General features: G+C 40.8%; 20 protein-coding genes and 1 other RNA gene. 14 read left to right on the top strand and 7 right to left on the bottom strand.

Features of this window, described 5'->3' with window-relative positions; all coding sequences use genetic code 11:
- Positions 1 to 187: 187 nt before the first annotated feature.
- Positions 188 to 2,755, top strand: coding sequence for a bifunctional diguanylate cyclase/phosphodiesterase (locus E0H89_RS01020; RefSeq protein ID WP_131213776.1), 2,568 nt, complete (start codon positions 188 to 190; stop codon positions 2,753 to 2,755).
- Between the two features lie 327 nt (positions 2,756 to 3,082).
- Here E0H89_RS01020 and ssrS read toward each other — a convergent pair.
- The 3 genes from ssrS to E0H89_RS01005 form a co-directional block, all read right to left on the bottom strand.
- Positions 3,083 to 3,266: non-coding RNA, 6S RNA (ssrS, locus tag E0H89_RS01015), on the bottom strand.
- 100 nt (positions 3,267 to 3,366) lie between these two features.
- Positions 3,367 to 3,651, bottom strand: coding sequence for a cell division protein ZapA (locus E0H89_RS01010; RefSeq protein ID WP_131213774.1), 285 nt, complete (start codon positions 3,649 to 3,651; stop codon positions 3,367 to 3,369).
- Between the two features lie 2 nt (positions 3,652 to 3,653).
- Positions 3,654 to 4,205, bottom strand: a complete 552-nt coding sequence (locus tag E0H89_RS01005) for a hypothetical protein (protein ID WP_131213772.1) — start codon at positions 4,203 to 4,205, stop codon at positions 3,654 to 3,656.
- 64 nt (positions 4,206 to 4,269) lie between these two features.
- Between E0H89_RS01005 and E0H89_RS01000 the strand changes: the two genes are divergently transcribed.
- From E0H89_RS01000 to E0H89_RS00975, 6 genes are all read left to right on the top strand, one after another.
- A complete protein-coding gene (locus E0H89_RS01000) occupies positions 4,270 to 4,899 on the top strand; it encodes a UPF0149 family protein (RefSeq protein WP_131213770.1) in 630 nt (209 codons plus the stop codon).
- A gap of 79 nt (positions 4,900 to 4,978) precedes the next feature.
- Entirely contained in the window at positions 4,979 to 6,310 is a 1,332-nt protein-coding gene (gene pepP / locus E0H89_RS00995) for a Xaa-Pro aminopeptidase (RefSeq protein ID WP_165493996.1), read from the top strand.
- Between the two features lie 340 nt (positions 6,311 to 6,650).
- Positions 6,651 to 6,887 (top strand): DUF378 domain-containing protein, encoded by a 237-nt coding sequence (locus E0H89_RS00990; RefSeq protein WP_131213766.1) that lies wholly within the window; start codon positions 6,651 to 6,653, stop codon positions 6,885 to 6,887.
- A 335-nt stretch (positions 6,888 to 7,222) separates the two neighbouring features.
- Positions 7,223 to 8,431, top strand: a complete 1,209-nt coding sequence (gene ubiH / locus E0H89_RS00985; RefSeq protein WP_131213764.1) for a 2-octaprenyl-6-methoxyphenyl hydroxylase — start codon at positions 7,223 to 7,225, stop codon at positions 8,429 to 8,431.
- A complete protein-coding gene (locus E0H89_RS00980; protein ID WP_131213762.1) occupies positions 8,428 to 9,669 on the top strand; it encodes an FAD-dependent monooxygenase in 1,242 nt (413 codons plus the stop codon). Before ubiH ends, E0H89_RS00980 begins: the two co-directional genes overlap by 4 nt.
- 176 nt (positions 9,670 to 9,845) lie before the next feature.
- Complete coding sequence (locus E0H89_RS00975) at positions 9,846 to 10,094, top strand: hypothetical protein (protein WP_131213760.1); 249 nt, start codon at positions 9,846 to 9,848, stop codon at positions 10,092 to 10,094.
- A gap of 79 nt (positions 10,095 to 10,173) precedes the next feature.
- Here the strand turns inward: E0H89_RS00975 and rsmI are convergent, their stop codons facing one another.
- Positions 10,174 to 11,013 carry a 16S rRNA (cytidine(1402)-2'-O)-methyltransferase gene (gene rsmI / locus E0H89_RS00970; protein ID WP_131213758.1) on the bottom strand — a complete coding sequence of 280 codons (840 nt, stop codon included), beginning with the start codon at positions 11,011 to 11,013 and terminating at the stop codon, positions 10,174 to 10,176.
- Between the two features lie 15 nt (positions 11,014 to 11,028).
- Between rsmI and E0H89_RS00965 the strand changes: the two genes are divergently transcribed.
- From E0H89_RS00965 to E0H89_RS00945, 5 genes are all read left to right on the top strand, one after another.
- Positions 11,029 to 11,655 (top strand): penicillin-binding protein activator, encoded by a 627-nt coding sequence (locus tag E0H89_RS00965; protein WP_165493991.1) that lies wholly within the window; start codon positions 11,029 to 11,031, stop codon positions 11,653 to 11,655.
- Positions 11,656 to 11,739: 84 nt separating this feature from the next.
- Positions 11,740 to 11,967, top strand: coding sequence for a hypothetical protein (locus tag E0H89_RS00960; RefSeq protein ID WP_131213754.1), 228 nt, complete (start codon positions 11,740 to 11,742; stop codon positions 11,965 to 11,967).
- The gene (locus E0H89_RS00955) at positions 11,967 to 12,398 is read left to right on the top strand and encodes a YraN family protein (protein ID WP_250697804.1); all 432 of its coding nucleotides are present in this window, start codon (positions 11,967 to 11,969) and stop codon (positions 12,396 to 12,398) included. The genes E0H89_RS00960 and E0H89_RS00955 overlap by 1 nt, the downstream gene beginning before the upstream one ends.
- Before the next feature lie 65 nt (positions 12,399 to 12,463).
- The gene (locus tag E0H89_RS00950; RefSeq protein ID WP_131213752.1) at positions 12,464 to 13,147 is read left to right on the top strand and encodes a BON domain-containing protein; all 684 of its coding nucleotides are present in this window, start codon (positions 12,464 to 12,466) and stop codon (positions 13,145 to 13,147) included.
- On the top strand, positions 13,137 to 14,024 hold the full coding sequence (locus E0H89_RS00945; protein ID WP_131213750.1) for an alpha/beta hydrolase: 888 nt from the start codon (positions 13,137 to 13,139) through the stop codon (positions 14,022 to 14,024). Before E0H89_RS00950 ends, E0H89_RS00945 begins: the two co-directional genes overlap by 11 nt.
- Before the next feature lies 1 nt (position 14,025).
- On the opposite strand, the gene nudC is transcribed toward E0H89_RS00945, so the two are convergent.
- The 3 genes from nudC to dnaQ all read right to left on the bottom strand — a co-directional run bounded on the left by nudC (position 14,026) and on the right by dnaQ (position 17,981).
- Positions 14,026 to 14,799 (bottom strand): NAD(+) diphosphatase, encoded by a 774-nt coding sequence (gene nudC / locus E0H89_RS00940; protein WP_131213748.1) that lies wholly within the window; start codon positions 14,797 to 14,799, stop codon positions 14,026 to 14,028.
- Positions 14,799 to 16,442, bottom strand: coding sequence for a chemotaxis protein (locus E0H89_RS00935; RefSeq protein WP_131213746.1), 1,644 nt, complete (start codon positions 16,440 to 16,442; stop codon positions 14,799 to 14,801). Before E0H89_RS00935 ends, nudC begins: the two co-directional genes overlap by 1 nt.
- A gap of 126 nt (positions 16,443 to 16,568) precedes the next feature.
- On the bottom strand, positions 16,569 to 17,981 hold the full coding sequence (gene dnaQ, locus E0H89_RS00930; RefSeq protein WP_131213744.1) for a DNA polymerase III subunit epsilon: 1,413 nt from the start codon (positions 17,979 to 17,981) through the stop codon (positions 16,569 to 16,571).
- Between the two features lie 218 nt (positions 17,982 to 18,199).
- Between dnaQ and E0H89_RS00925 the strand changes: the two genes are divergently transcribed.
- Both E0H89_RS00925 and E0H89_RS00920 read left to right on the top strand, forming a co-directional pair.
- Positions 18,200 to 21,469, top strand: a complete 3,270-nt coding sequence (locus E0H89_RS00925; protein ID WP_131213742.1) for a LysM peptidoglycan-binding domain-containing protein — start codon at positions 18,200 to 18,202, stop codon at positions 21,467 to 21,469.
- 29 nt (positions 21,470 to 21,498) lie between these two features.
- Positions 21,499 to 23,337: an extracellular solute-binding protein gene (locus E0H89_RS00920; protein ID WP_131213740.1), complete on the top strand. Its 1,839-nt coding sequence runs from the start codon at positions 21,499 to 21,501 to the stop codon at positions 23,335 to 23,337.
- Positions 23,338 to 23,343: the final 6 nt, after the last annotated feature.

Here is a 23,343-nt window from a genome sequence, read left to right as displayed (position 1 = left end):
AATTATTGCTATTATCAAGGTTTTAAAAATTGCTTATAAAATAAATGAATGTTTACAGAAATATTCAATCAAATATTTCTCTAATTAATCTTGCTCACTTATACTCGAATAAACACACATTTCCTGTGATAATTAAGCTAGAGTTGGACTTGAAATGTAGCAAAGCCACGGAAGATAGGGTTTATAAATGAAAAAAAAATATGATGACCAGGGTACCCAGCATATTTTTAACCTCATTGGACAACATACAGATCTTACCTGTATTTTGAATGCAGTTACCCAGTGGCTTGAATTATGTATTTCAAATGCACTAGTCACTATTATGCTCTATTCAGAACAAGAGCAGACTTTAAAACTGGTCAGTGGGAAACAGCATTTTTCAGATCAGTATTGCACAGCAATCGATGGCTTAAAAATAGGTCCACATCAGGGAGCCTTTGGAGCGGCTGCATTTCTGCGCAAGGTGGTGATTAGTCCAAACTTGATGAAAGATGATCATTGGGAGGCGTATCGTGCCGTGATTAAAGCGGAAAAACTCTCTAGCTGTTGGGCTTCACCTATCATAAGCGCGACAGGCACCCTCTATGGAACTTTTGCAACTTATTACAAAACCTCAAAAATACCAACTGAACGTCATATTAAGCTTTTAGAACAAGCTTCAACCTTAGTTGCATTAGCGATTGAACTCAACGATGAACGCCAACGACGACTGGTCATGAATGAAAAATATAGTTCATTTTATACTTATCATCCCGATGTAATTTTTGAACTTGATATACACGGGCATATTCTAAACACAAATATTGCATGTCGTGAAATTACGGGTTTTTCTGAAAAGCAAATTCGGGGCCAACATTACTGTGCATTTATTCCTGCTGAATATCATCAATTGGCTAACGCTGCATTTGAAGAAGCGAGTCAAGGTAAGGCTCAATATTATGAAATCCCTATTTATAATGCCTCAGGAGAAATCTTGTGGCTTGAGCTAACTAATTTGCCTGTTAAACAAAATCAAAAAGTTACAGGGGTATTTGGGATAGCACGCGACATTAGCCTAAGTCGAAAAAATCAGGAAAATTTACGCCTATTGAAACTTGGGGTAGAAGCGAGTCCTAACGCTATATTTATTACTGATGCATCTGAAGAAATGTTAATGGTTTATGGTAATCCTGCATTCCTTAATTTAACAGGTTATACAGAGCAAGAAATAATCGGACAGAGCTGCAATTTTTTACAGGGTTTCGATACCGATCTAGAGCAGGTTTTATTACTCAAGCAAGCAGTGATAGAACAAAAAGAAGTTCAGCTTACGTTAAAAAATTATTGTAAGGATGGAAGCTGGTTCTGGAGCCGTTTAACGTTGGGACCTGTGTTGGATAAAGAGGGGAATTGTAGTCATTTTCTGGGAATTCAGGAAGATACGACTCAACAACGTATTCATGAGGAATATATTAAGCATCAACACAGCCATGATTATTTAACTGGATTACCTAATCAGAAAGCTTTTGAAATTTTTTTAGAGCAATCTTTTGAATCACAACGCGATAGTTTAAAGCCTTTAATCCTGTTTTACATAGATCTAGATGACTTTAAGTCTATGAATGATAGCTTGGGGCATCAGGTAGGTAATCAAATTCTCAAGAGTGTGGGTGAGCGGCTGCAAAATTTTCTAAAAGAAGATGATTTTCTCAGTCGTTTTGCTGAAGATGAATTTGCATTACTGATATCGGGTCCCCAGAATCAGAAGAGCGTCATTGCATTAGCCGAAAAGATTCTCGATCTTCTTTCACAACTTTTTCAGGTAGATAATCACCCGATCCATTTGAGTGCCAGTATTGGCATAGCCGTAGATAACGGTTCTATACAACAGTCTACTGAGCTCTTATATCAGTCTGTTTTGGCAATGAAGGAAGCAAAAAAACAAGGTCGTAATACTTGGCAATGGTATAAAGAAAGTAATAATAAAATTGTACCAGAAATAGATTATGCACATTTGCGTCTGGAACTTAGGGAAGCTATCCAGCAGAAACAGTTTAATCTGTTTTATCAACCTCTGGTTCACCCCTCGACTGGAAGGGTTAAGGGGGTGGAGGCGCTTGTACGTTGGTGTCATCCAGAGCGAGGTTATATTTTCCCGGATGTGTTTATCCCTTTAGCAGAAAGAACTGGACAGATTGTCGCGATTGGTCAATGGGTATTAGAAAAAGCCTGTTTAGATATTGCTGAATGGAACCGGCAACACAATACTCAGCTTACCGTTTCAGTCAATATTTCTCCCTTACAGTTCGGTAGAACCGGTTTTCTAGAGGGACTTAACTATGTGCTGGAAATAAGTCATTTGTCTCCTGAATTGCTTAAAATTGAAATTACAGAAGGTGTAATTATCACAGGGGCAGAAAGAACAGTAGAAATTTTAAAATCGGTACGTGCTTTAGGGGTACAAGTAGCAATTGATGACTTTGGTACCGGTTATTCAAGCCTCAGTTATTTACGCCGTTTACCCATCAATCAAATCAAGTTGGACCGTAGCTTTATTGAAGAATTAACCATAAATAATCAGGATGCTGCGATTGTTCAATCCATTATTCACCTGGCACATCAGCTTAATTTAGAAGTGGTGGCCGAAGGTGTAGAAACACTGAAACAGGCCAGTTTGTTATATCAGCAAGGTTGCGATTTGCTTCAGGGTTATTTTTATGCGAAACCCGCCCCGCTTACTGATTTAAAACTTATGCATACGGAATTGGGGAATTAGGGAAGCAGTACAGGTTTTATTTTATGTTGTAGGTATTTACTTCAGATAAAAATCTAAGAGCCGCTGTTAATTTTAAGTGAAATATCTGATATATGAAGAATATCAATACTCGAACTGAATACGGGTTTGGCCTGTAGATTAACTATATTTTTTGATTAAATCTTCAATAAATTAAAATAGGAATATTAATTTTCTTCTCAGACCTCTTTTAGTCTAACTCGCAGAGCTGGGAAAATAGTTTTATATATAGAGTATACAAATACTTAAAAAAGAACAAAGAAAGAGGTAGAAATTTTTATTAGATTTGTTTTCAAATAAGTAACTAAAAACACTCCGAAGATGCCGCTGCATGTCATTACCCTTGAACCCTAAAGTTCAAGGTGGACGCGGCGCATACTTGCTGGGTTACCTACACGAAGGCAGGCATACACTCTAAATATACAGAACGCATCCGGGGATGTAGATATCGGCTCAGGGGAATCTGACTCGCTGGCGAACATCTCAGAGATGAAACAAGTATAACCAATAATCGCGTATTGGCAAATCATCCGTGTGCAGGAACTGTAAACTTAGATTTCAACTGCCGATACTTTACCCGATTTTAACAAAAATTAAGCCAAATCATCCACATCTTCTAAAATGGTCGCCAATAAGCGTTCGCAGTGAGCGTACTCTTGCAACGATTTATTCATCGCGAGCACTTCTTGCATCAACTCCAGCGCAACCATAATAATCAGTTTGGTTGGCTCTAGACGTGGGGCTTTACGACGAAAATCATCATATTTTCCATTTAACAATTCAGCCGCACGTTCCAAATCAGCCTTTTCAGTTTCAGTGGTGGCTAAACGAAAATTATGTCCCAATACGCGCAGCTCAACAGCAATTTGTTCACTCATGCTTAAATGTCCTCATTGGCTTCTGTCGGATGGGCAAGTTGTTGAATTTCTTGCGCGTGCTGGTCTTGAGCAGTTCCTAAAATAGACAAACGCTGAATAATGGCTTCAACCTTAGCCTTGGCATGTTCATTTTTTTGTAACAATCTTTCTCGTTCCTGCTGCAAACCCTGAATTTCTTGTTGAGCAAGACGTTGTTCATTTTGCATTTTTTCTTTAATGACACGTAATTCATTACGTTCAGCCAGAATTTCCTGAAAACGATTTTTAAGATCGGTACAACTTTTTTCCAAACGGCTATAACGGTCTGCTAAAGAGCTCGCATCTGTATTCAATTGTTTGAATTGAGACCGTGCATCACTTAATTGTTCACTCAGATCGTCTATTTCTTCTTGTTTCTTGGTGATAATGCCGTTCTTTTGCACAATTTGAGCGTGGTGATGCTCGGCAGAATTTTCTTTTGCCGCGGTGAGTGCACTATTTTCACTTTCATAATGCGTAAGTCGCGTTTTTAAAACGCCAAGATGCGCCTGTAGACGCTGTAATTCTTCTAACATATCGTAGTCGCACAGTATTGCAAACAAAGGTAATATATACGAAGTATAGAGATTGGATAAGCGAATGCAAGACGATATTTCAGGTTGGTCGGAATGGCACCACAATTTTTCAAAAATTGAAGAGATTTCAAGCCCAAGTGAGTTACATGGGTTACTTACAGGTATTGTTTGTGTTACTCAAGCACCTACCAGTGATGAATGGCAACAAATTTTAGCAAGTCTTGAAATTCCAGCATTGGATGAACATGTTCTGAATCTGCTCGCAGATGAAGCGGAAGATATTGCCCATGCTTTATCAGATGATGAACTCGACTATTTACCTCTTCTTCCTGATGACGAGCACGTTCTTGCGGATCGTGTACAAGCGTTGGCAGACTGGTGTGCAGGGGTTGTACTTGGTTTTGGTTTGGCTTCAGGTCACATCCGTCAAGATGAAGTCGAATGGGTTGAACATCTTCAAGATGTTGCAGCAGTTGAGTTTGAAGAATCTGATGATGACGAAGAAGGTGAAGAAAGCTATCAGGAGTTATATGAATTTGTACGCTTAATTCCTGTCAGCTTATCATTGGGACGCAAGAAAGTAGAAATTGCAGAAACGCCTTTGCTGAAAAAGATTCAGCCTCAATTGAAAAGTGCAGCGCCTACAGAGCCAAACAGTGTTGTAGAAATGTTTACCCCCCATCGTCCGAGCTAATTCGGGCGATTCTGGTTCAACAATAGACCATTTAAAAAGTTATAAACTCCACTCATAAAAGACAAAAGTAAACTTAATGATGAAACTGACTCAAGCAGATTTTCAGGAACGTCGCGACCGCCTGGCAGAAGAAATGGGTCCGCACAGTATTGCGATTATTGCCACCAGTCCGGTTGCCATGCGTAACCGTGATGCAGATTATAAATTTCGTGCGGACAGCAGCTTTTTTTACCTGACAGGATTTGCAGAACCTGAAGCAGTGGCTGTCATTGAGACTTTTGAGTCTATTGATGAAGGTTATACTTATAGCTTGTTCTGCCGTGAACGTAACCGGGAAATGGAAATATGGAACGGTTACCGTGCCGGTGTAGATGGTGCAGTAGATGATTATGAGGCTGATGAAGCGTATGCCATCGATCTGTTAGATGAAGAGATTATCGAGAAATTGCTCGATAAACAAAAACTGTTCTATCGGATTGGCCAGCAAGCTGATTTTGATGCACGTGTAGCAAAGTGGGTTGCTGAGGCAAATGGTGAATCACGTCGAGGTACGTCAGCGCCTGCACATATGATTCAGCTGGATCGTATTTTAGATGAAATGCGTTTGCACAAATCTACAAAAGAAATTGCCTTGATGCAAATTGCATCGAATATCAGTAGTGAAGCACATATGCGTGCCATGCAAACGGTTAAACCAGGCATGATGGAATATGCACTGGAAGCAGAGCTAAATTACATTTTTGGCAAAAATGGCTGCGTTCCTGCCTATAATAGTATCGTTGGTGGCGGTGCCAATGGCTGTATTCTGCATTATGTGGAAAATGATAAAGAACTGAAAGATGGTGATCTGGTTCTAATTGATGCAGCAGCTGAATATCAACTGTATGCATCGGATATTACCCGTACTTTTCCGGTTAATGGCAAGTTCAGTCCTGAACAGAAAGCTTTATACCAAGTTGTACTAAAAGCACAACTAGCTGCGATTGACGCGGTACGTGTCGGCAATTCCTATAAACAACCGCATCATATTGCTGTTCGCATTATGGTTGAAGGTTTGGTGGAGCTTGGCTTAATGAAAGGCGATATTGAAGAAATTATCCGTACTGAATCCTTCCGTCAGTTCTATATGCATGGTACGGGGCACTGGTTGGGTATGGATGTGCATGATGTGGGTTCATATAAAATGGACGGTGAATGGCGCACCTATGAAGAGGGTATGGTCGTTACCGTTGAGCCGGGCTTATATATTGCACCAGATGATGAAACGGTTGAGACGAAATGGCGTGGTATTGGCATTCGTATCGAAGATGATGTGGTCGCTACTGAAAATGGGCCACTCGTACTCACCAAGGATGTGGTGAAAACAGTAGAAGATATTGAAGCATTGATGGCTAAAGCGAAAGTAACCTAAGCGAGTTTCATAGTGAGTTAAAAGCCGGTCAGATGATCGGCTTTTTTATTAAAGATGCATTATCTTTGAGTGAAACATTTATATATTTTAAGGAGAATTAACTTGATTTAGGAAGAAAATGTGAACGCAGGATAAGCATTCAATCAAAAGGCAATTTAATTTACGTTTATCAAGCATAACTCGAATAAAACCAACCCAGTTAAAATTTAAGTTCTAAAAACTGACACGAATTCAACATAGGAAATCGGTTTTTAGCATCAAAGCAACATATTAAAGCTGATTTTTTTCTCATACTTTCTTTGATCCTCAAATAAACTTAAAGAAGAGCAGGAGAAAAATTATGAGATTAAACACTATAGACTGGATTGCTTATGCTTTAACCATTATTGGTGGCATCAACTGGGGATTAATTGGTGCATTTGATTTCAATTTGGTCGCTGCAATCTTTGGTGAAATGAGCCCTCTATCTCGAATTGTTTATGTCTTGGTTGGTTTATCTGCACTTTATTTGATTTATACAGCTACTAAATTAGGTAAATCAGTACATCATGAGCCTCAGACAAGAGTAATGCGTTAGCAGAGAGTAGGATCGAATACAAAGACTAACTTGGATCCTAATTAAGTCAATTCTTCCGTAATTTATATTATTGGCTTATTTTAATAACTGAGTTGATCTGGAAAAAACGGAGCTTAAGCTCCGTTTTTTTTATGAGAAGAGCTAAAACTTATATATTTCTGTTTACATTTTATCTCAAAAGGCAAGTTAGATAGCCGAAATTTACCGACAATCGAATATCACTTACAAGCGAAGCGCTAATTCATTATAAAAATGAAAATCTTTGAGGTAATATAAAATCAATCAAGATTATAAGTATCTAAAACTTACTAGATACGACATAAAAGGATCAAGGCATGCAGCAAGAAGTGATCATCGTAGGCGGTGGTATGGTGGGGCTAAGTTTGGCCTTAATGTTAGCTAAAGCAAACATTGGGGTAAAGCTGTTAGAAGCCATCAAATATCCAAATTATGATGATGCCAATCTTGCGCCGTATCACTCCAGTTTTGATGCGCGAAATAGCGCATTATCCCGTCGTAGTGTACAAATTTATCAAGAACTGGGTTTATGGAATGCCTTACAAGAACATGCTACGCCTATTCTGGAAGTCAATATTACTGAACAGGGCAGTTTTGGTAAGGCACGTTTAAAAGCAGATCAAGAAAAAGTCGAAAGCTTTGGCCAGGTAATTGAGAATGCCTGGTTGGGCCGTGTGCTGCTCACTGAAGTGCAAAAACAGCCCCTGATTGAATTAATTGATGGTGTACAAGTCATTTCACTCACACAAGATACTGATCAAGCTCATATCGAAGCTGTACGTGGTGAAGAAAGCTTCTCTCTGCAAGCTAAACTGGTCATTGCTGCTGACGGTCGGGACTCTTTTTGCCGTCAAGCTCTTGGCATTGGTGCAGATGAGTATGATTATGATCAGGTCGCTATTGTTACGACGGTACAAACCTCGAAACCCCATCACCATGTTGGTTTCGAACGTTTTAGCCATTTAGGGCCTCTGGCACTTCTACCTTTACCGGGTGAATATCGTCGTTCAGTGGTGTGGCCAGTGAAAAAAGGTACAGAAGGTGAATGGCTCGGTGAAGAAAACGATCAGCACTTCCTAGATGCTTTGCAAGAAACCTATGGCGACCGGGCAGGCAAGTTCCAAAAAACTGGTCGTCGTTTCAGTTTCCCATTGTCACAAGTACTTGCTGAAAAACAGGCAGTCGGTCGTGTAGTATTAATGGGCAATGCTGCACATACGATTCACCCAGTTGCAGGGCAGGGCTTTAACCTGTGTATGCGAGATGCTTATGTATTGGTACGCTCTCTGATAGAGCAATTATCCAAATCAGAAGATATTGGTGAGCCAAGTATGTTACTTGCTTACGAGCAGGCACGATTAAACGATCAACAACGTGTGATCAAGTTTTGCGACAGTGTGGTACGTGGTTTTAGTAATCAAAATCCAGTGCTCAAATTGATCCGTAATACCGGATTGCTTGCTTTTGATATGATTCCGGGCGTTAAGCCATTGGTAGCAAATTATGCAATGGGGCTAAAAGCATGAGTGACGTTCTGGAGGTGTTAGATGTCGTTGTGATTGGTGGTGGCCTGGTGGGTGGCTTAACCGCATTGTTGCTGGCTCAAGGTGGTGTTCAGGCGACTGTACTCGATGCCGCACCTATTTTAGATGAACAAAAAGTTCTTTCTATTACAAATCCGCGTGTTTTGGCCCTTAGCCAGGCCACGATTCATTTGCTCAAAACAGTGCATGTGTGGGAAAAGCTTGCACGTCAGATGCCCTATAGCGGCATGCAGGTCTGGAATAAAAATGGTTATGGTGAAATCAATTTTGGTCAAGCCAGCCAAAATACACCTGGTGCTGAACATACGTTAGGTTCGATGGTTGAGCCGAGTATTTTGAATTTAGCCATTCAGCAAAAAATGCTGCAACAGCTGCAAGATTACCGTACCCAAGTCAAAGTCATACGTGTAGAACAGGGTGTAGGGGTTTGGCATATTCACCTGGCGGATGGTACCGAGCTTAGAACCAAACTGGTGATTGGTGCAGATGGTGCAAATTCATTTGTCCGGGAACAAGCCTTTATTGATCTGGACATAATGGATTACAAGCAAGCAGGTTTAACTTGCGCAATTCGAACTGCACAGTCCCACCAACATGTGGCCCGTCAGATTTTCCTTGAAACCGGCCCCTTGGCATTTTTACCGATGGCCAGTTTAAAGCCGGAACAAAACGGCTATTGGCAATCGATTGTCTGGACATTACCTGATGATTACGCAGAAGAATATGCAGCTCTAGATGATGGCGCATTTACTGAACTTTTAACGCGCGAGAGTCATCACATGTTGGGTGAAATATTAGAAGCGACACCACGGGCACAATTCCCGCTTAAAGCACGTGCCGCACAGCAATATGTGAAAGCTGGTTTAGCCCTGATTGGCGATGCTGCACATGTGATTCATCCTCTTGCAGGGCAAGGGGTGAATATTGGTTGTCTGGATGCAGCAATTCTATGTGATGCATTACTGCATGACAAAAAGCGTGGCGTATGGGCACATGAACAGACTTTGCAGCGTTATGAACACCGTCGTAAAGGACAAAATGATGCCATGATGCATAGCATGTCTGCGATTGGCTGGATGGAAACCGCACAACTTTTCCCAGTGGTTTGGGCGCGAAATTTTGGCTTAAAACAAGTGGAGCAACATGCTGCCTTAAAAGATGCTTTTATGTCGCAAGCGAATGGATTACAGACTCTAAAAAACACTTGTTATGCAGTTTGAGCCTGAAATGCTGCTTTTTGTACAAATATTTATATAAGTTTACTTTTTTGATTAAAAAAGATACGATTTTTTTGTATTTCACTCTATCCGAAATGATCAGAGATTGCTAAATTTCTTCCTAATTCAAAACCAATTCACATTGGAACGCTAGACATTATTTATGGGGAGAAACAGCCATGACAGATATGAATGACTACGATGAAGTAGAAGAATCTGCAGTAGATGAAGATGAAGCGAAAGCTGCTGAAAAAGGTGCATCTGTCAGTGAAGTTACGCCAACTGATGGCGATGTGGCTGAGGCAGAAACTTTAACCGTGACGGCTAAACTTAAAAAGCGCCAAGCCTTAGAAGATGAACTTGCTGCTTTTCTTGCTCAAGGTGGCCGTATTACCGAAGTTCCTGCAGATGAATCTGCTAAGGGTTAATGGTCTAATCCTTGATTTTGTCCAAGACTATAAAAAAGCATCACACAAGTGATGCTTTTTTTGTTTTTAGTGATGCATTTTAATCATTAGCGGTGAGTTCTAAAGCACGTTGATAGGCCACTTTCTTTTTAATGCCCGTCAAATCAGCGGCCAACTGTGAAGCTGCTTTTACTGATAAATCTTGCAATAAGCGAGTCAATAACTGATCCAGTTTTTCTTGATCTAAATCCTTTTCTACCGTTGCACCCCCAATGACTAAAACAATTTCACCTTTTTGCTGGTTATGATCGGATTCAATCAGTTGAATCAAATCGGCCAAAGTCATTTTTTTGATGGTTTCAAATGTTTTGGTAATTTCACGGGCAAAGCCAACCGGGCGGTCTGCACCAAAAATATCAGCCATATCTTTAACAGAATCTAAAATGCGATGAGGTGCTTCATAAAAAATTAAAGTTTGGGTTTCATCTTTCAGTTTTTCCAACTGAATTCGGCGCTGGGATTGACGAGAAGGCAAAAAGCCTTGAAAACTGAAACGGTCGCTCGGTAAACCGACAGAACTGAGTGCGGCAATTGCAGCACAAGCACCCGGCACAGGAACCACACGAATATTTTGCTCTTGCGCGGCACGAACCAGTTTAAAACCCGGGTCACTAATCAGCGGTGTCCCTGCATCACTAATTAAAGCCATATTTTCGCCATTCAGCAATCTTTGAATCAATATATCTATTTTGTTGCTTTCATTATGCTCATGACACGCAGTTAGGGGAGTTGATATATTATGATGCTTTAATAATTGAGCAGAAGTACGCGTATCTTCTGCCGCGATAATACTGACTGACTTTAAAACATCAATCGCACGATAAGTAATGTCATCTAAGTGCCCAATTGGGGTCGCTACAACAAATAACTGAGCACTCATAAGGTTTCTCCAATGTTGGATAATAAAAATAATTTAATGGACTTCATGCTGTATTGCATTTTTAACCATGCACAAGCTGAAGTATGGGGCATTTTACCTGAATCGGGTCCTAGGGCGCGAGTCGGATTAAGCGTCAAACAGGATTTTATGAGTGCTTATCAAGCATCAGGCCAGAAAACCCCGATTAAATTTGTAAACTCGGATACAAAACAAATCGCCCAGCTGTTAAAAATAAATGTCAATAAAAAAAACCAAATGGTGATTGGGTCTTTAGCGCGCAATGAAGTGGAAGGCTTAATCAAGAGTAAACCCAAAGTTTGTGTTTTTGCTTTAAATGAAGTGACTCACCAAGCAGATCAGGTAGGGCAGTTTAGACTGTCCAAGAAAGATAATGCTTATAGACTAAATCAAATCTTGCAGAAGGATAAAATTAAGCAAATTTATGTATTTCGCCAGCCGGGAATAGAAGCCGACAGTGAGCTTTTTGTCATGTCCTTAGTTTCAAAAATAGATTATCACTTAACTGTGGTCGAGGAATTACCTGAAAAGTTGAATAAAAAAAGCAGTTTATTGCGAATCGGAAATAATCAGTGGAGCAATAGTCTGGCAAAGTTACCAAATAAAAATATTTATGTAGGGTGAAATGGCATTGAACAGCAACAAGCGATTCCCCAAAAAGTGAAGTTTTGTGATGTACCCGCTTTATATAATCTGGCAGGCTCAGATGTGACTGAAGCTTATTCGTGTCAACAAAATCCTGTTGCCAAGCCGTATCAACGGCTACAAACCTTTGGTGTTGATGTTCGGCATATTGCTCAACAATATCTTGATAAACCAAATTTAAAAAGTATTGAATTTCAAGGGCGAACAGGGCTGATTCAAATCAGCAATCCTCATATTCAGCGGCCTCCACATTGTTTTGAAAATATTAGAAAAGGCATTAGGAGCTTGTAATGACAAAAAATATGCAACTCAATTTAAATTTAGGACAATGGGCTGAACAGCAGGCTTTGGGGTTTTTACAAGCACAAGGTTTTTTCCTGATTGCCATGAATTATCATTGTCGTTATGGGGAAATTGACCTGATTGTAGAAAAGGATCAAGAATTGATCTTTGTGGAGGTGAAAGCACGCTCTGCAACTCAATATGCACAATCATGTGAAACAATTTCACTCTCTAAACAAAAGAAGATTATGAAAGCAGCATTATACTTTTTAAATAGTCATCCAGAATTTCAACAATTTTATTGTCGGTTTGATGTGATTTGTTTTGATTTTTTTCAACAATTTGCAAAAACCATACAGCAAGATTTTTCTAAATTCACTTATGATCAACAATGGATAGAAAATGCTTTTACTTTTGATCAAGAGTTCATTAACCTTTGAACAAAATCAGAGCGTAAATGCTGAAATAAAATAGAATTGAAATTAATGATGAGGAGTCTTGCTGAGTGTTTAACCGTATTGCAATGACGTTACTGTGTGTAGCAAGTTTATCTGGTTGTGCAAGTTTCATCTCTGGTGGCACAGGACCAGCCCCGGTAGGAACAGAGAGTGGTGCCCGTTCGCTTGGACAGGTGTTTATTGATTCTTCTATAGAACGTACCGCTAAAATCAATTTATATAAATTAGATAGCCGCTTTAAACAAGCCCGAGTCAATATTGAAAGTTTTCATGGCAATGTCTTACTGACTGGCCAAGTGCCAGATGCCCATTTAAAGCAATTGGCTGAAGATAATGTGCGTGCAATGACGGATGTCAAAACTGTACATAATTATATTACTGTGGGTAACCAAATTGGTTATAGCACCATTATGCAAGATACTACGGTTACAGCCAACACACGTGGGCTGATAATGAAAGCTGCCGTAGTATCAGATAGCAAAGTCCGCATTCACACCGAAGATGGCATTCTATATGTAATGGGACGTTTAAATAGTGCTGAAATCAAGGATCTTAATCAGATACTTGAGCAAGTCGGTAATGTGACTAAAATTATTACCCTGATTGATAATGTTGAAGAATCACGTGCAGTGACTTCAAGTTTTAGCAGTCCTGTGGTGTATGCACAACCTGTTGAACAAACCCCTGTAGCGATTGATCCCGACCAAGCTGAGCCTGCGAATGCTCAATAATGTAACTCAATTGGTCAAGAACAAACTGGAACAAAATGTCGCATTGGTGAAAATGTTTTACAAAGATTTTCGCCTTTACGATTTTGGTAGTTATGCATTGAATCGTTTAACTTCCAGAAAAGGCTATTCGGTCATTGAAAATGTTGCTTATGGCTTAAAAGCCCGGCAACGCCTCGATATTTTTACCGCTGAAACACCACGTGAACACCGTCCTTTAATTGTATTCGTACATGGCGGGGCGTGGTTACATGGAGATAAAAAAGATTATCGTTTTGTCGGTGAAGCCTTTGCGAAGGAGGGCTATGATGTTGCGGTGATCAATTATCATCTTGCACCAGAACATGTATTTCCCAGTTATATTGATGACCTGAGCCTGGCATTAAACTATCTGAACCAACATCAATCTAAACTGAATATTCGGACTGAAAAAATCGTGTTGATGGGGCATTCGGCTGGCGCATTTAATGTCATGTCGGCACTGTATCATCCAAAGCCATATACCTTGCACTGTCGTGCCCAAATTCAGGCGATTATTGGATTATCTGGGCCTTATCATTTTGATTATAAAGATGATCCATTATGTGCAGATGCGTTTGATCAGAGTGTGCCTTATCAACATGTGATGCCATATTATTTTATTGAACCGAACACAGTGAAGCATTACCTGTTTTTAGCAGCGAATGATCAAGTGGTTGGTCATAATAATTCAAAAGATTTGCATCGTATTTTGCAGGAAAAGGGCAATCATAGCCAAATGATTACCATCCCAGGTACGGGGCATATTTCCATTATGGGATCGGTTTCGAGTTTGTTTAGCCGCTTTTTTCAGACCAAGAAACAAATTTTAGCGGCTTTGGATGAAGCGCTAAACCCCTAGCTTACAACCATTCACGAGTGTCATCTGCAACAGGGTGACCTTCGGTAATGTGTTTAATCATTGCGTAAGCAATACTGCCTTTAAAAGGGATTTCCGGCAGTTGATCGAGTTTAAAAAACTGTGCATCGCTAATTTCTTCTTCTTGAAGCTTGATGTCACCAGAAGCATATTCAGCACGGAAAGCGAGCATTAAATTACTCGGAAATGGCCAGGGTTGACTGGCAAGATATTGTACATTTTTTACTTTTAATCCGACTTCCTCAAAGGTTTCACGGCGTACTGCTTCTTCTAAAGTTTCTCCAACTTCGACAAAACCAGCAATCAGACCATACATATTGGTTTTGTTTTTTGCATTTTTAGCCAGCAAGATTTCGTCATCACCGCGTGTGATTACCGTGATTACGCAAGGCTGTACTCGCGGATATTGATGGTAGCGACAAGCAGGGCAAATCATGGCATATTCAGTCTGATGTGCTTCTGTCTGATGTCCGCAGTGGCTACAGAATTTATGGTTTTTACGCCATTCTAAAAGTTGAATTGCACGACTGGCATGTTCGAATTGCTTGGTATTCCAAAGTGTCAATAGCTGACGGATGGGAACCAACTGCAAGCCCTGAGGAATAGGTTCGTGTTCGAGAAGATCACGGGCAATCACTTGATCACCCGTGTTGAAGTGAAGATCACTTGCTAAACGTTCTACTCGAGGAAGTTGAAAGTTTTCATCCACTAACAGTTGATGTTGATGAAAAATATAAGCAAGTGATAATTCAGACATTAGGCAACAGTTTTCAGTTTTTCGCTACTTTCCAATGCTACATTAAACATTGACTGCAATACAGGTTGTTTGTATTTTAAATTGTCAATCATCATATCAGCACTGGCTAAAGTGTCGAGAGTATGATTGATTTGTTCAGCATTAATCACTGTTGAACTTTCAATTTGCTGCTGAATAAAGTCTGCTGCAGTTTTTAATGCAGTTTGACCTGCCTCAGCATTTAGGAACAAGAGTGCGCCACCAATTTCACGCAATTGCGTCGGCGTATTTTCTACAGTTGCCAAATTGTTGTCTTGTAAGTATTGCATCAGAGTTTGGCTGGAAAGGTCAATCACAGCTTTAGTTTCATTCAGCAAAGCAGCATGTGCTTCATCTAAACGGTCTAAAGAGATATTCATGTTATGCACACGAAGCTGTAAACGGCTTGAGGTGTGATGACGTTCCAATACGCCAATTGAATTCATCGCAGATAGAATGCAATTCATCAATTGTTGTGCAAAACCTTCATCTTTTAGCACTTCAGCACTGCTAAGCAAACTGGCTTGACGCGACAAGTCATTAAAGGCTTCATTCAGATTTAACACTTTGAAAATATTAGCAAGACTGGTTAATTTGTCTTGTAACTCTCGCGTTTTTTCTGGGGTCATATTCTGATAGTTGTATTCAATGTCGTTACGAATTTGTGCCATTTCTGTGGTTACAAGTTCACTAATCGTATGCATGGTATCAAAATCGGGACCATAAAGATGACGGCTGAACACTTGTAATTGCGTATCGGTCAGGTGGTCTTCACTCAAATTAAGCTGGCTGCGGATATGCTGCGCAGTCTCATCTTCTTGGCTAATGCACAAACTTAAAATATTGGCTAAATCCGGCAAGCTTGGTTTGAAACGATCAGGAGTAATGAAATATTGCGCAATGTTACGTTCAATGCTAATCAAGGTGCGTAAACGTGGATCATTCAGAAGCAAGTGATCAATTTGGTCAAATGCAACATGCACCAGATTCCAGTATTGCTTGCTTGGCGTATTTTCAGCAAGACCTGCTAAATATGCACCGACCAATTTAATGGCTTGTAAATCAAATTCAGTTTCTTCCTGCTTAATAAGCTTGTTTAAAGACAGTTTATACAAGCGATGCACATATTTAGATTTTTCTAAGCTCGGTGCTTTAGGAAGCTGGAAGTCAGGGGTGAAGCTATCAATTAATGGCTCAATATGCTGACCTTCAGGGGTAATCGGCTTGCCTAATACAATCTCAAGGCGATTCAGAGTATCAAGCAAAAATTGCGGAATTTTAACTTCACGCAAGCAAATAAATTCGATATAGCGTTTCATCATGGTGGTGCCTTCACTTAAGGCGATCACCTCCTGCGTATTAATTTGCGCAGGATTGCTCATGATTTTACGCATTAACTCGGCAGAATATTGAGCGATTTTAGCCAAGCTTTGCATATCAATCAGCGCAAGTACTTGGGCACATTGCTCAAACTGATTCAGTGCATCATCAATACCAAAAGGTAAAGTTTGATCCTCTGCTAAGCTGCTAACCGCTGATTCGACTAGTTTAATTGAGTTATCAACCTCATTTTTTATTATCAGCAATGCAGTTGGGTCAAAATGAATAGAGGTTTGGTAAGACATGGATCTGCACCTTTCCTAGTGTTTTATCTGTTTATGAGCAGCCGGTTAAGGGCGAAACTTCTTTACATTCAACTATAACTTAACTGTTAAACGTTTAAATACAAAAAACCACTAGAAATGTAGATTTTATTTTGCAAAAAGACAAGCTGTTCCATGTTTTTCTTCAAATTGTTTGACCCATGTCTCATGTGCTTCAAGTTCCTGTTCTGAAGGCAGAATAATAGGAAGCTCGATTTGTACACTTAGACGTGCTGTCTGTGCCTGTTGTTGCTCACTTTCGGTCAAGGTATCCATATCGAAGGAGACTTGACCACCCGTCATCGCTAAATAGACATCAGCTAGAATTTCAGCATCGAGTAAGGCACCGTGAAACGTACGGTCTCGTTGTGGAATTTCATAACGGCGAACCAACGCATCCAGGGAGTTTTTCTGCCCAGGATGTTTGCTTTTCGCCATAGCTAAGGTGTCAGTAACCTTACACACCTCTGATAAAGCCACAAAGCCCGCCCGTTTGAACTCCATATTCAAGAAGTTCATATCGAAGTTGGCGTTATGCGCAATAATTTCTGCGCCTTTTAAATACTCAAAAAGTACATCGGCAATTTCTGCATATACAGGTTTATCTTGCAAGAAGGCATCTGAAATACCATGAATATTCTCAGAATCACCGACTGGTTTTTTCGGATTGATATAAATATGAATGGAGCTACCGGTCAGTTTACGGTTGACCATTTCAATGGCGCCGACCTCAATAATCCGGTCAGTGTCCTGGAAGTAGAAACCGGTGGTTTCCGTATCCAGAATCAGTTGACGCGGACCATGAACCTGTTTGGTTCGTGGCGTAATCATAATATGAGGATGCTCTACGTTTAAAAGGTCAGGCGCAACACTTTCTATAAGCTCATCTTGCACTTCAGCTTCGTCATTCATCTCTTCAGGCTGAATCATTTCTTGTTCTAAGTTTTCTAAAGCTTCAGTATCATCTTGCACATCCGATTCGATTAAATCGAAACCAAAAGGATCATCTAGGAGCCAGTCCTTTTCCACTTTTTTTTTATCTAAAACGACAGTTTGTTCTAATGGTTTTTCTGCTTTTGATGATGCATTTCTCATGGCTTCTAAGGTTTGATCTGCACCTAAGTTGGCGAGTTGATCTGCCATTTCATTGCCTGGGTGTCCAGCATGACCTTTAATCCAGTTCCATTCAATGTCGCGGCCCTGGCAGGTTGCGTCAAGCAATTTCCACAGATCAGGATTTTTAACATCTTTCCAGTTTTTCTTTTTCCAACCATGAATCCACTCGGTAATGCCTTGTTTCACATAGTTGGAATCTGTCCAGATAATCAGTTTAGCATCTGTTGGGCAGAACTTAATCCCTTCAATTGCTGCAGTTAGTTCCATACGGTTGTTGGTGGTTTCCGGTACACCGCCATACAGTTTATGTTCTTCAGTTTCAGTAATGACATATGCACCCCAACCGCCTAAACCTGGATTGCCGCGGCAAGCGCCATCGACATAGAGTGTGATTGTTTGAGTCATATAAACCGAATCCGAACGAGTGAAAGTCAAATTGAACAGCGTCAATAGTATATTGTATAACGCAATTGCACTTTTGAACTGTATAACATGCTTATTTTTTAATTTCTTGTAACATTTATAGTGAAATCGCGCTAAATTATTGCCTTGTGTCTAAGACATGCTTCACTACAATGGCATATCTAAAAAATAAATTTTATACGAGTTGTCTGGATTTCTTTATGTATAAACCAACCGCGATTTTGTGGCAGCCTTTGTTACCCAAATTTTTTAAAATTACCGTATTGGGTTCAGCTTTAGCTGCGCTAGGTCTGACTGGCTGTTCCTCAAGCCAAAGTGCAACGCAAGGATCAAAATCGAAACTGGTGGGTTCTGGATATCTGGATGCCAATAGTTTGGACTCTTTGGAAGATTTACTTTCCGCCACAGATATGCGCGCGGTAGAAGGGGATCGTCTGCTTATTTTAAAACACGGTGACGTTTGGAAGCGTATGACCGTAGGTTTTAAAATGGATCAAACCCATTGGGACTCTCGTATTGAAGCGCAGCGCGGTTGGTTTATTTCACGTCAACCGTATTTGGATCGTTTAAGCGCACGTGCTTCACGTTATCTTTATCATACGGTGAAAGAAGCCGAGCGTCGTGGCTTGCCGACTGAACTGGCTTTATTGCCGATTATTGAAAGCTCTTATGACCCAGCTGCAACCAGTAGTGCAGCAGCAGCCGGCATGTGGCAATTCATTCCGAGTACCGGCCGTATTTATGGTTTAAAACAAACCAGTTTATATGATGGTCGCCGTGATGTGGTTGAGTCAACGCGTGCAGCGTATGAGTTCTTAGGTGGCTTGTATAACCAGTTTGGTTCATGGGAATTGGCTTTGGCGGCTTATAATGCAGGTCCGGGTCGTATCCAGCAAGCAATTAACCGTAATAAAGCCGCAGGTTTACCAACAGATTACTGGTCACTGAAATTGCCTCAGGAAACCATGAACTATGTGCCACGCTTTCTTGCAGTTGCACAAATTATTAAAAACCCGAGCGCCTATGGCGTGTCTTTGCCTCCTATTGCCAACCGTCCACACTTTAGAGAAGTGCCTGTTGGTCCGGTAAGCTTAAATGAAATTGCTTCAATTACCGGCTTGAGCCGTGCTGAGCTATATCAGTTAAATCCAGGGCATCGCGGAGATTTGATTGATAGTGAAAGCCCAATGCGGATTATTATTCCGGCAGACCTGAGTCCATCAATTGATGCGCGACTTAAAAAATTATCTTCCAGTTCTGGTGGTTTATGGGCAAGTACTGCCAAACCCTTTACGCCAGAAAAATCTAATCCGCCTGACTTAAACACTCAAGTGATTAATCCGATAAAAACAGCTCCACCCGTATTAACCACGACGACTACAAAAACATCTCAAGCTATTGCATCTGCAGCGGTTAAAGCTACGAGTCCTGTGACAACAACCTCCACATCAAAGCCACCTCTTTCTACCCCTCAAGGTTCAGCCGCACTGGCATCGTTTGCATCGAATAGCGATATTCCAAGTGCGCCCCGTATTCCTGTCGCCGTGACTCAAGTAGCAAATGTTAAGCCGGTAACCGTCGAGCCGCCATTGTCTTCGGCTGAGCGTGAGCAAATTTTGGCTGCAGTAAGAGCTGAAGGTGAAAATAAAACAGTCGAGCAAGTGCTACAACCTGTAGCCAGCAAAGCTGAACAAGATAAAGTGGTTGCAGAACTTAAAGCCTTGGCACCGCAAGGTACAGAAATTATAGATCCTTTTGACGGTAAAATTAAACTTACCGCGATTCAAACCAGTCAATCTGTGGCAGAGCAACAAGGGAAAGAACTGACCAAAGCTTTTTCTTATCCTAAAGGGGTAGCGGAAAATACCAAAATTGATTCTGACGAAGCGAAACGTAACCAAGGTAAAAACTACGTTAAAACGGATTCAGAAATTGTGGTGGTCGCACCTAAAGGAAAACGCAGTACTTATACTGTACTTCCAGGAGATACCTTGGCTGTTATTGCCATGAAAAATGGCTTGAACTGGCGTGATGTGGCAAAGTGGAATCAGATTGATCCAAAATCAGCGCTTTATGTCGGAACCAGTATTTATCTATATGATGCTAAACCGAAACAGACAGAAACATCTGCCAGCAATAAGTCAAAAGCGCAGCCTGAAAGTTATGTGGTTCAAGCCAATGACAGCTTGACTGGGGTGGCTAGCCAGTTTGGCATGTCAGTTAAACAACTTGCGGATTACAATAATCTATCAGTCAGTAGTGGTTTGCGTGTTGGGCAAAAATTGTCGTTAAAGGAAACGGCGTCAAGTAATTCCGATCTGGCTGAAACTAAAATCAGTAACGCAAAATTCAATGCCAAAGTGAAAACCAAGTCTTATGTGGTCAAACGTGGTGAATATTTAAAACTGATTGCAGACCGTTATGCCTTGTCTAATCAGGAGCTGGCAGATTTAACCAAAGGTTTAACTGCGGGCAGTAGTCTCATAGTAGGGCAGAAAATTAATGTGCCATTACAAGAAGCTGAAACTAAAGTAGAAGCGAAGCAAGAAGAAAAAAATACTGCAGTTAAAGTAGAAACGGCTAGTGTAGAACCATCGTATAAAACTGAAAGCTATCGTGTTCAACGAGGTGATACTTTATCCAGTATTGCTGCACAGTCGAAAATTTCTTTAACTGAATTAGCCCAGCTCAATAAATTATCCAATAGCAGCGGCTTGCAAGTTGGTCAGACCCTTAAAATTCCTGCAGGTTCAACTGTTCCTGAAAATTACACCGTGCAATCGGGTGATAGTTTGTCGGCTATTTCAGCTAAATATAATTTAGGCATGGATTATATTGCCAATATTAATGGCATTAACCGTAATACAGGCTTGCGTGCTGGACAGCGCTTAAAACTCACGGGTGAAGAACCAGCTCCAGCCAAAGTTGAAGCAAAAATTGAAAAAGTGACCTTCGACAAACAGCCAGATACGCATACTGTAAAATCAGGTGAGACATTAAGCAGTATTGCCAAAAAATATCATTTACAGCTGGATTATTTATCTGCACTAAACGGCTTGACCCGAACTTCAAGTGTGCGTAGTGGGCAACGTTTGAAAATTGAAGGCGATCTTCCAAAGCTAGAAGCTAAAGTGGATGAACCTGTAGCAAAAGTGATGAAATCATCAAAAAATGCTGATGCTTATACTGTGAAACCAGGCGAGTCTTTAAATGTGATTGCCAGTCGGGCCGGAATAACAGTTGCTGAATTGGCATCGTTAAATGATCTAAATGCACGGGCAGGTTTACGTGTCGGTCAGCAGATCATGGTCCCTAAAACAGTGATTGACTATAAAGTCAAACGCGGTGATACCTTGATTGGTCTAGCCAACCGTTATGGTTTGGAAAGCAGCAAACTGGCTGAAATGAACGCGATTCAACCGAATACTCAATTGCGTATCGGTGATGTCATTAAAGTGCCAAACTTATAATTATACGCAAAGACAGGGAGCCATTTCAGATGTCATTTGCTTTCGCAAAACGCTTTGGTTTTGCCTGTGGGGTGAGTCTTCTTACGCAAGGGCTGTGGGCTGCAGTACAGACCACCCCTTATATCGCAATCCATAGCCAGCCGAAATATGCAGGCTTGTCGGTCATGCCTTATGCAAATGCCTATGCTCCAAAAGGCGGTTATTTAAGTACAGCAAGTAATGGCACATTCGATAACCTGAATAGTATGAATGGCAAAGGCAGTTCAACAGAGGGCGTTGATCGTTTGTTTGACTCGCTGATGTCGGCGTCACTGGATGAGCCTGGGGTGATGTATCCACTGTTGGCGGAGAAAGTCACCTTTGATCCAGATAAAACCAAATATGTCATTTTTCATTTAAACCCCAAAGCACGTTTTAGTGATGGCAGTGCAGTGACTGCCGAAGATGTGAAATTTAGTTTCGATGCGTATCAGAACAAGTCTAATCCGGGTTTGCAAATGTATCTGGCAGATTTGGATACAACCGAAGTGTTGTCCAAGTATGCGGTAAAGATGAGTTTTAAGTCTGACAATAATTCAGAAATGCCGCTGATCTTGTCGCAACTGCCCATTTATTCTAAAAAAGATTGGCAGAACAAAGATTTTACCCGGGTCACCATGCAGCCGATTCTAGGTTCGGGACCGTATCTGATTGATCGGATTGATGCTGGTCGCAGTATTACCTACAAACGTAACCTGAATTATTGGGCTAAAGATTTACCGGTCAATAAAGGGCGTTATAACTTTGATCGGTTGAAGTATGTTTATTACCGCAGTCTCGATATTGCTTTTGAAGGTTTTAAGTCCGGTCAATATACCCTGCATGAAGAGTTTACTGCGCGTAAATGGGTTACGGAATATCATTTTCCTGCAGTAAGGACAGGGATGGTAGTAAAATACAGATTCAAGCATCAGAATCCCATTCCGACGCAAAGTTTTGTGTTTAATACTCGTCGTACACCTTTTCAAGACATCAAGTTCCGCCAAGCCATCACTTATGCATACGATTTTGAATGGCAAAATAAAGCCCTGTTTTATGGACAATATCAGCGTTTACAGAGTTACTTTGCCAATAGTGAACTTGAAGCGAAAGGTATCCCAAGTTCAGCGGAGTTTAAGGTTCTCAAACCGTATTTAGCCAAACTCAATCCGATTCAACGTCAGGGTGTCCTGAAAGTCTGGAAATATCCAGGGTCTGATGCCAGTGGTTTTAATCGCAATAATCTGCTGATTGCACGCCAACTTTTATTAAAAGCCGGTTATAGCTTTCAAAAAGGTCGATTGCTTGATTCCAAAGGCAAGCCGATTCAGATTGAGTTTTTAATTCATCAAGACGGTTTACAACGTACGCTGATGCCGTTTGTCCGCAATATGAAACGTTTGGGCGTTGATGTGGCCATTCGTCATGTCGACGTGCCACAGTACATTGAACGTATGCGCAGTAAGGACTTTGACATGACCACCAGTGTGATGCCACAGTCGCTTAATCCGGGGAATGAGCAGGCGCAGTTTTGGGGCAGTGCATCGGCAGATCAGCCCGGCAATTATAATTATGCAGGTATTAAGAATCCGGTGATTGATGCTGTGATTCAGCAGGTGATCCGTGCCCCCAATCGTGAAGAGTTGGTGGTCAGAACCAAGGTGCTGGATCGTTTATTGCGTGCCGGTTATTATCAAATTCCGACCTATGGTAAAGGTGAAAACTGGTTTGCCTACTGGAACATGTATCATCAACCCAAGGTTAAACCCAAGCTTTCAACAGGGATTGACTATTGGTGGAGTGATGCGAAACAAGCAAAAAAAGTCACACATTATTTAGGTCAACAATAAGCAAGA

It is taken from the genome of Acinetobacter sp. ANC 3781 (genome assembly GCF_004331285.1).
Lineage (GTDB): Bacteria > Pseudomonadota > Gammaproteobacteria > Pseudomonadales > Moraxellaceae > Acinetobacter.
This window is presented reverse-complemented; position numbering and strand designations above follow the sequence as displayed.

Excerpts from the sequence above, each read along its gene's own strand:
- E0H89_RS01020 (WP_131213776.1), top strand. The coding sequence starts at position 188 with ATGAAAAAAAAATATGATGACCAGGGTACCCAGCATATTTTTAACCTC.
- E0H89_RS01010 (WP_131213774.1), bottom strand. The coding sequence starts at position 3,651 with ATGAGTGAACAAATTGCTGTTGAGCTGCGCGTATTGGGACATAATTTT.
- E0H89_RS01005 (WP_131213772.1), bottom strand. The coding sequence starts at position 4,205 with ATGTTAGAAGAATTACAGCGTCTACAGGCGCATCTTGGCGTTTTAAAA.
- E0H89_RS01000 (WP_131213770.1), top strand. The coding sequence starts at position 4,270 with ATGCAAGACGATATTTCAGGTTGGTCGGAATGGCACCACAATTTTTCA.
- pepP (WP_165493996.1), top strand. The coding sequence starts at position 4,979 with ATGAAACTGACTCAAGCAGATTTTCAGGAACGTCGCGACCGCCTGGCA.
- E0H89_RS00990 (WP_131213766.1), top strand. The coding sequence starts at position 6,651 with ATGAGATTAAACACTATAGACTGGATTGCTTATGCTTTAACCATTATT.
- ubiH (WP_131213764.1), top strand. The coding sequence starts at position 7,223 with ATGCAGCAAGAAGTGATCATCGTAGGCGGTGGTATGGTGGGGCTAAGT.
- E0H89_RS00980 (WP_131213762.1), top strand. The coding sequence starts at position 8,428 with ATGAGTGACGTTCTGGAGGTGTTAGATGTCGTTGTGATTGGTGGTGGC.
- E0H89_RS00975 (WP_131213760.1), top strand. The coding sequence starts at position 9,846 with ATGACAGATATGAATGACTACGATGAAGTAGAAGAATCTGCAGTAGAT.
- rsmI (WP_131213758.1), bottom strand. The coding sequence starts at position 11,013 with ATGAGTGCTCAGTTATTTGTTGTAGCGACCCCAATTGGGCACTTAGAT.
- E0H89_RS00955 (WP_250697804.1), top strand. The coding sequence starts at position 11,967 with ATGACAAAAAATATGCAACTCAATTTAAATTTAGGACAATGGGCTGAA.
- E0H89_RS00945 (WP_131213750.1), top strand. The coding sequence starts at position 13,137 with ATGCTCAATAATGTAACTCAATTGGTCAAGAACAAACTGGAACAAAAT.
- nudC (WP_131213748.1), bottom strand. The coding sequence starts at position 14,799 with ATGTCTGAATTATCACTTGCTTATATTTTTCATCAACATCAACTGTTA.
- E0H89_RS00935 (WP_131213746.1), bottom strand. The coding sequence starts at position 16,442 with ATGTCTTACCAAACCTCTATTCATTTTGACCCAACTGCATTGCTGATA.
- dnaQ (WP_131213744.1), bottom strand. The coding sequence starts at position 17,981 with ATGACTCAAACAATCACACTCTATGTCGATGGCGCTTGCCGCGGCAAT.
- E0H89_RS00925 (WP_131213742.1), top strand. The coding sequence starts at position 18,200 with ATGTATAAACCAACCGCGATTTTGTGGCAGCCTTTGTTACCCAAATTT.
- E0H89_RS00920 (WP_131213740.1), top strand. The coding sequence starts at position 21,499 with ATGTCATTTGCTTTCGCAAAACGCTTTGGTTTTGCCTGTGGGGTGAGT.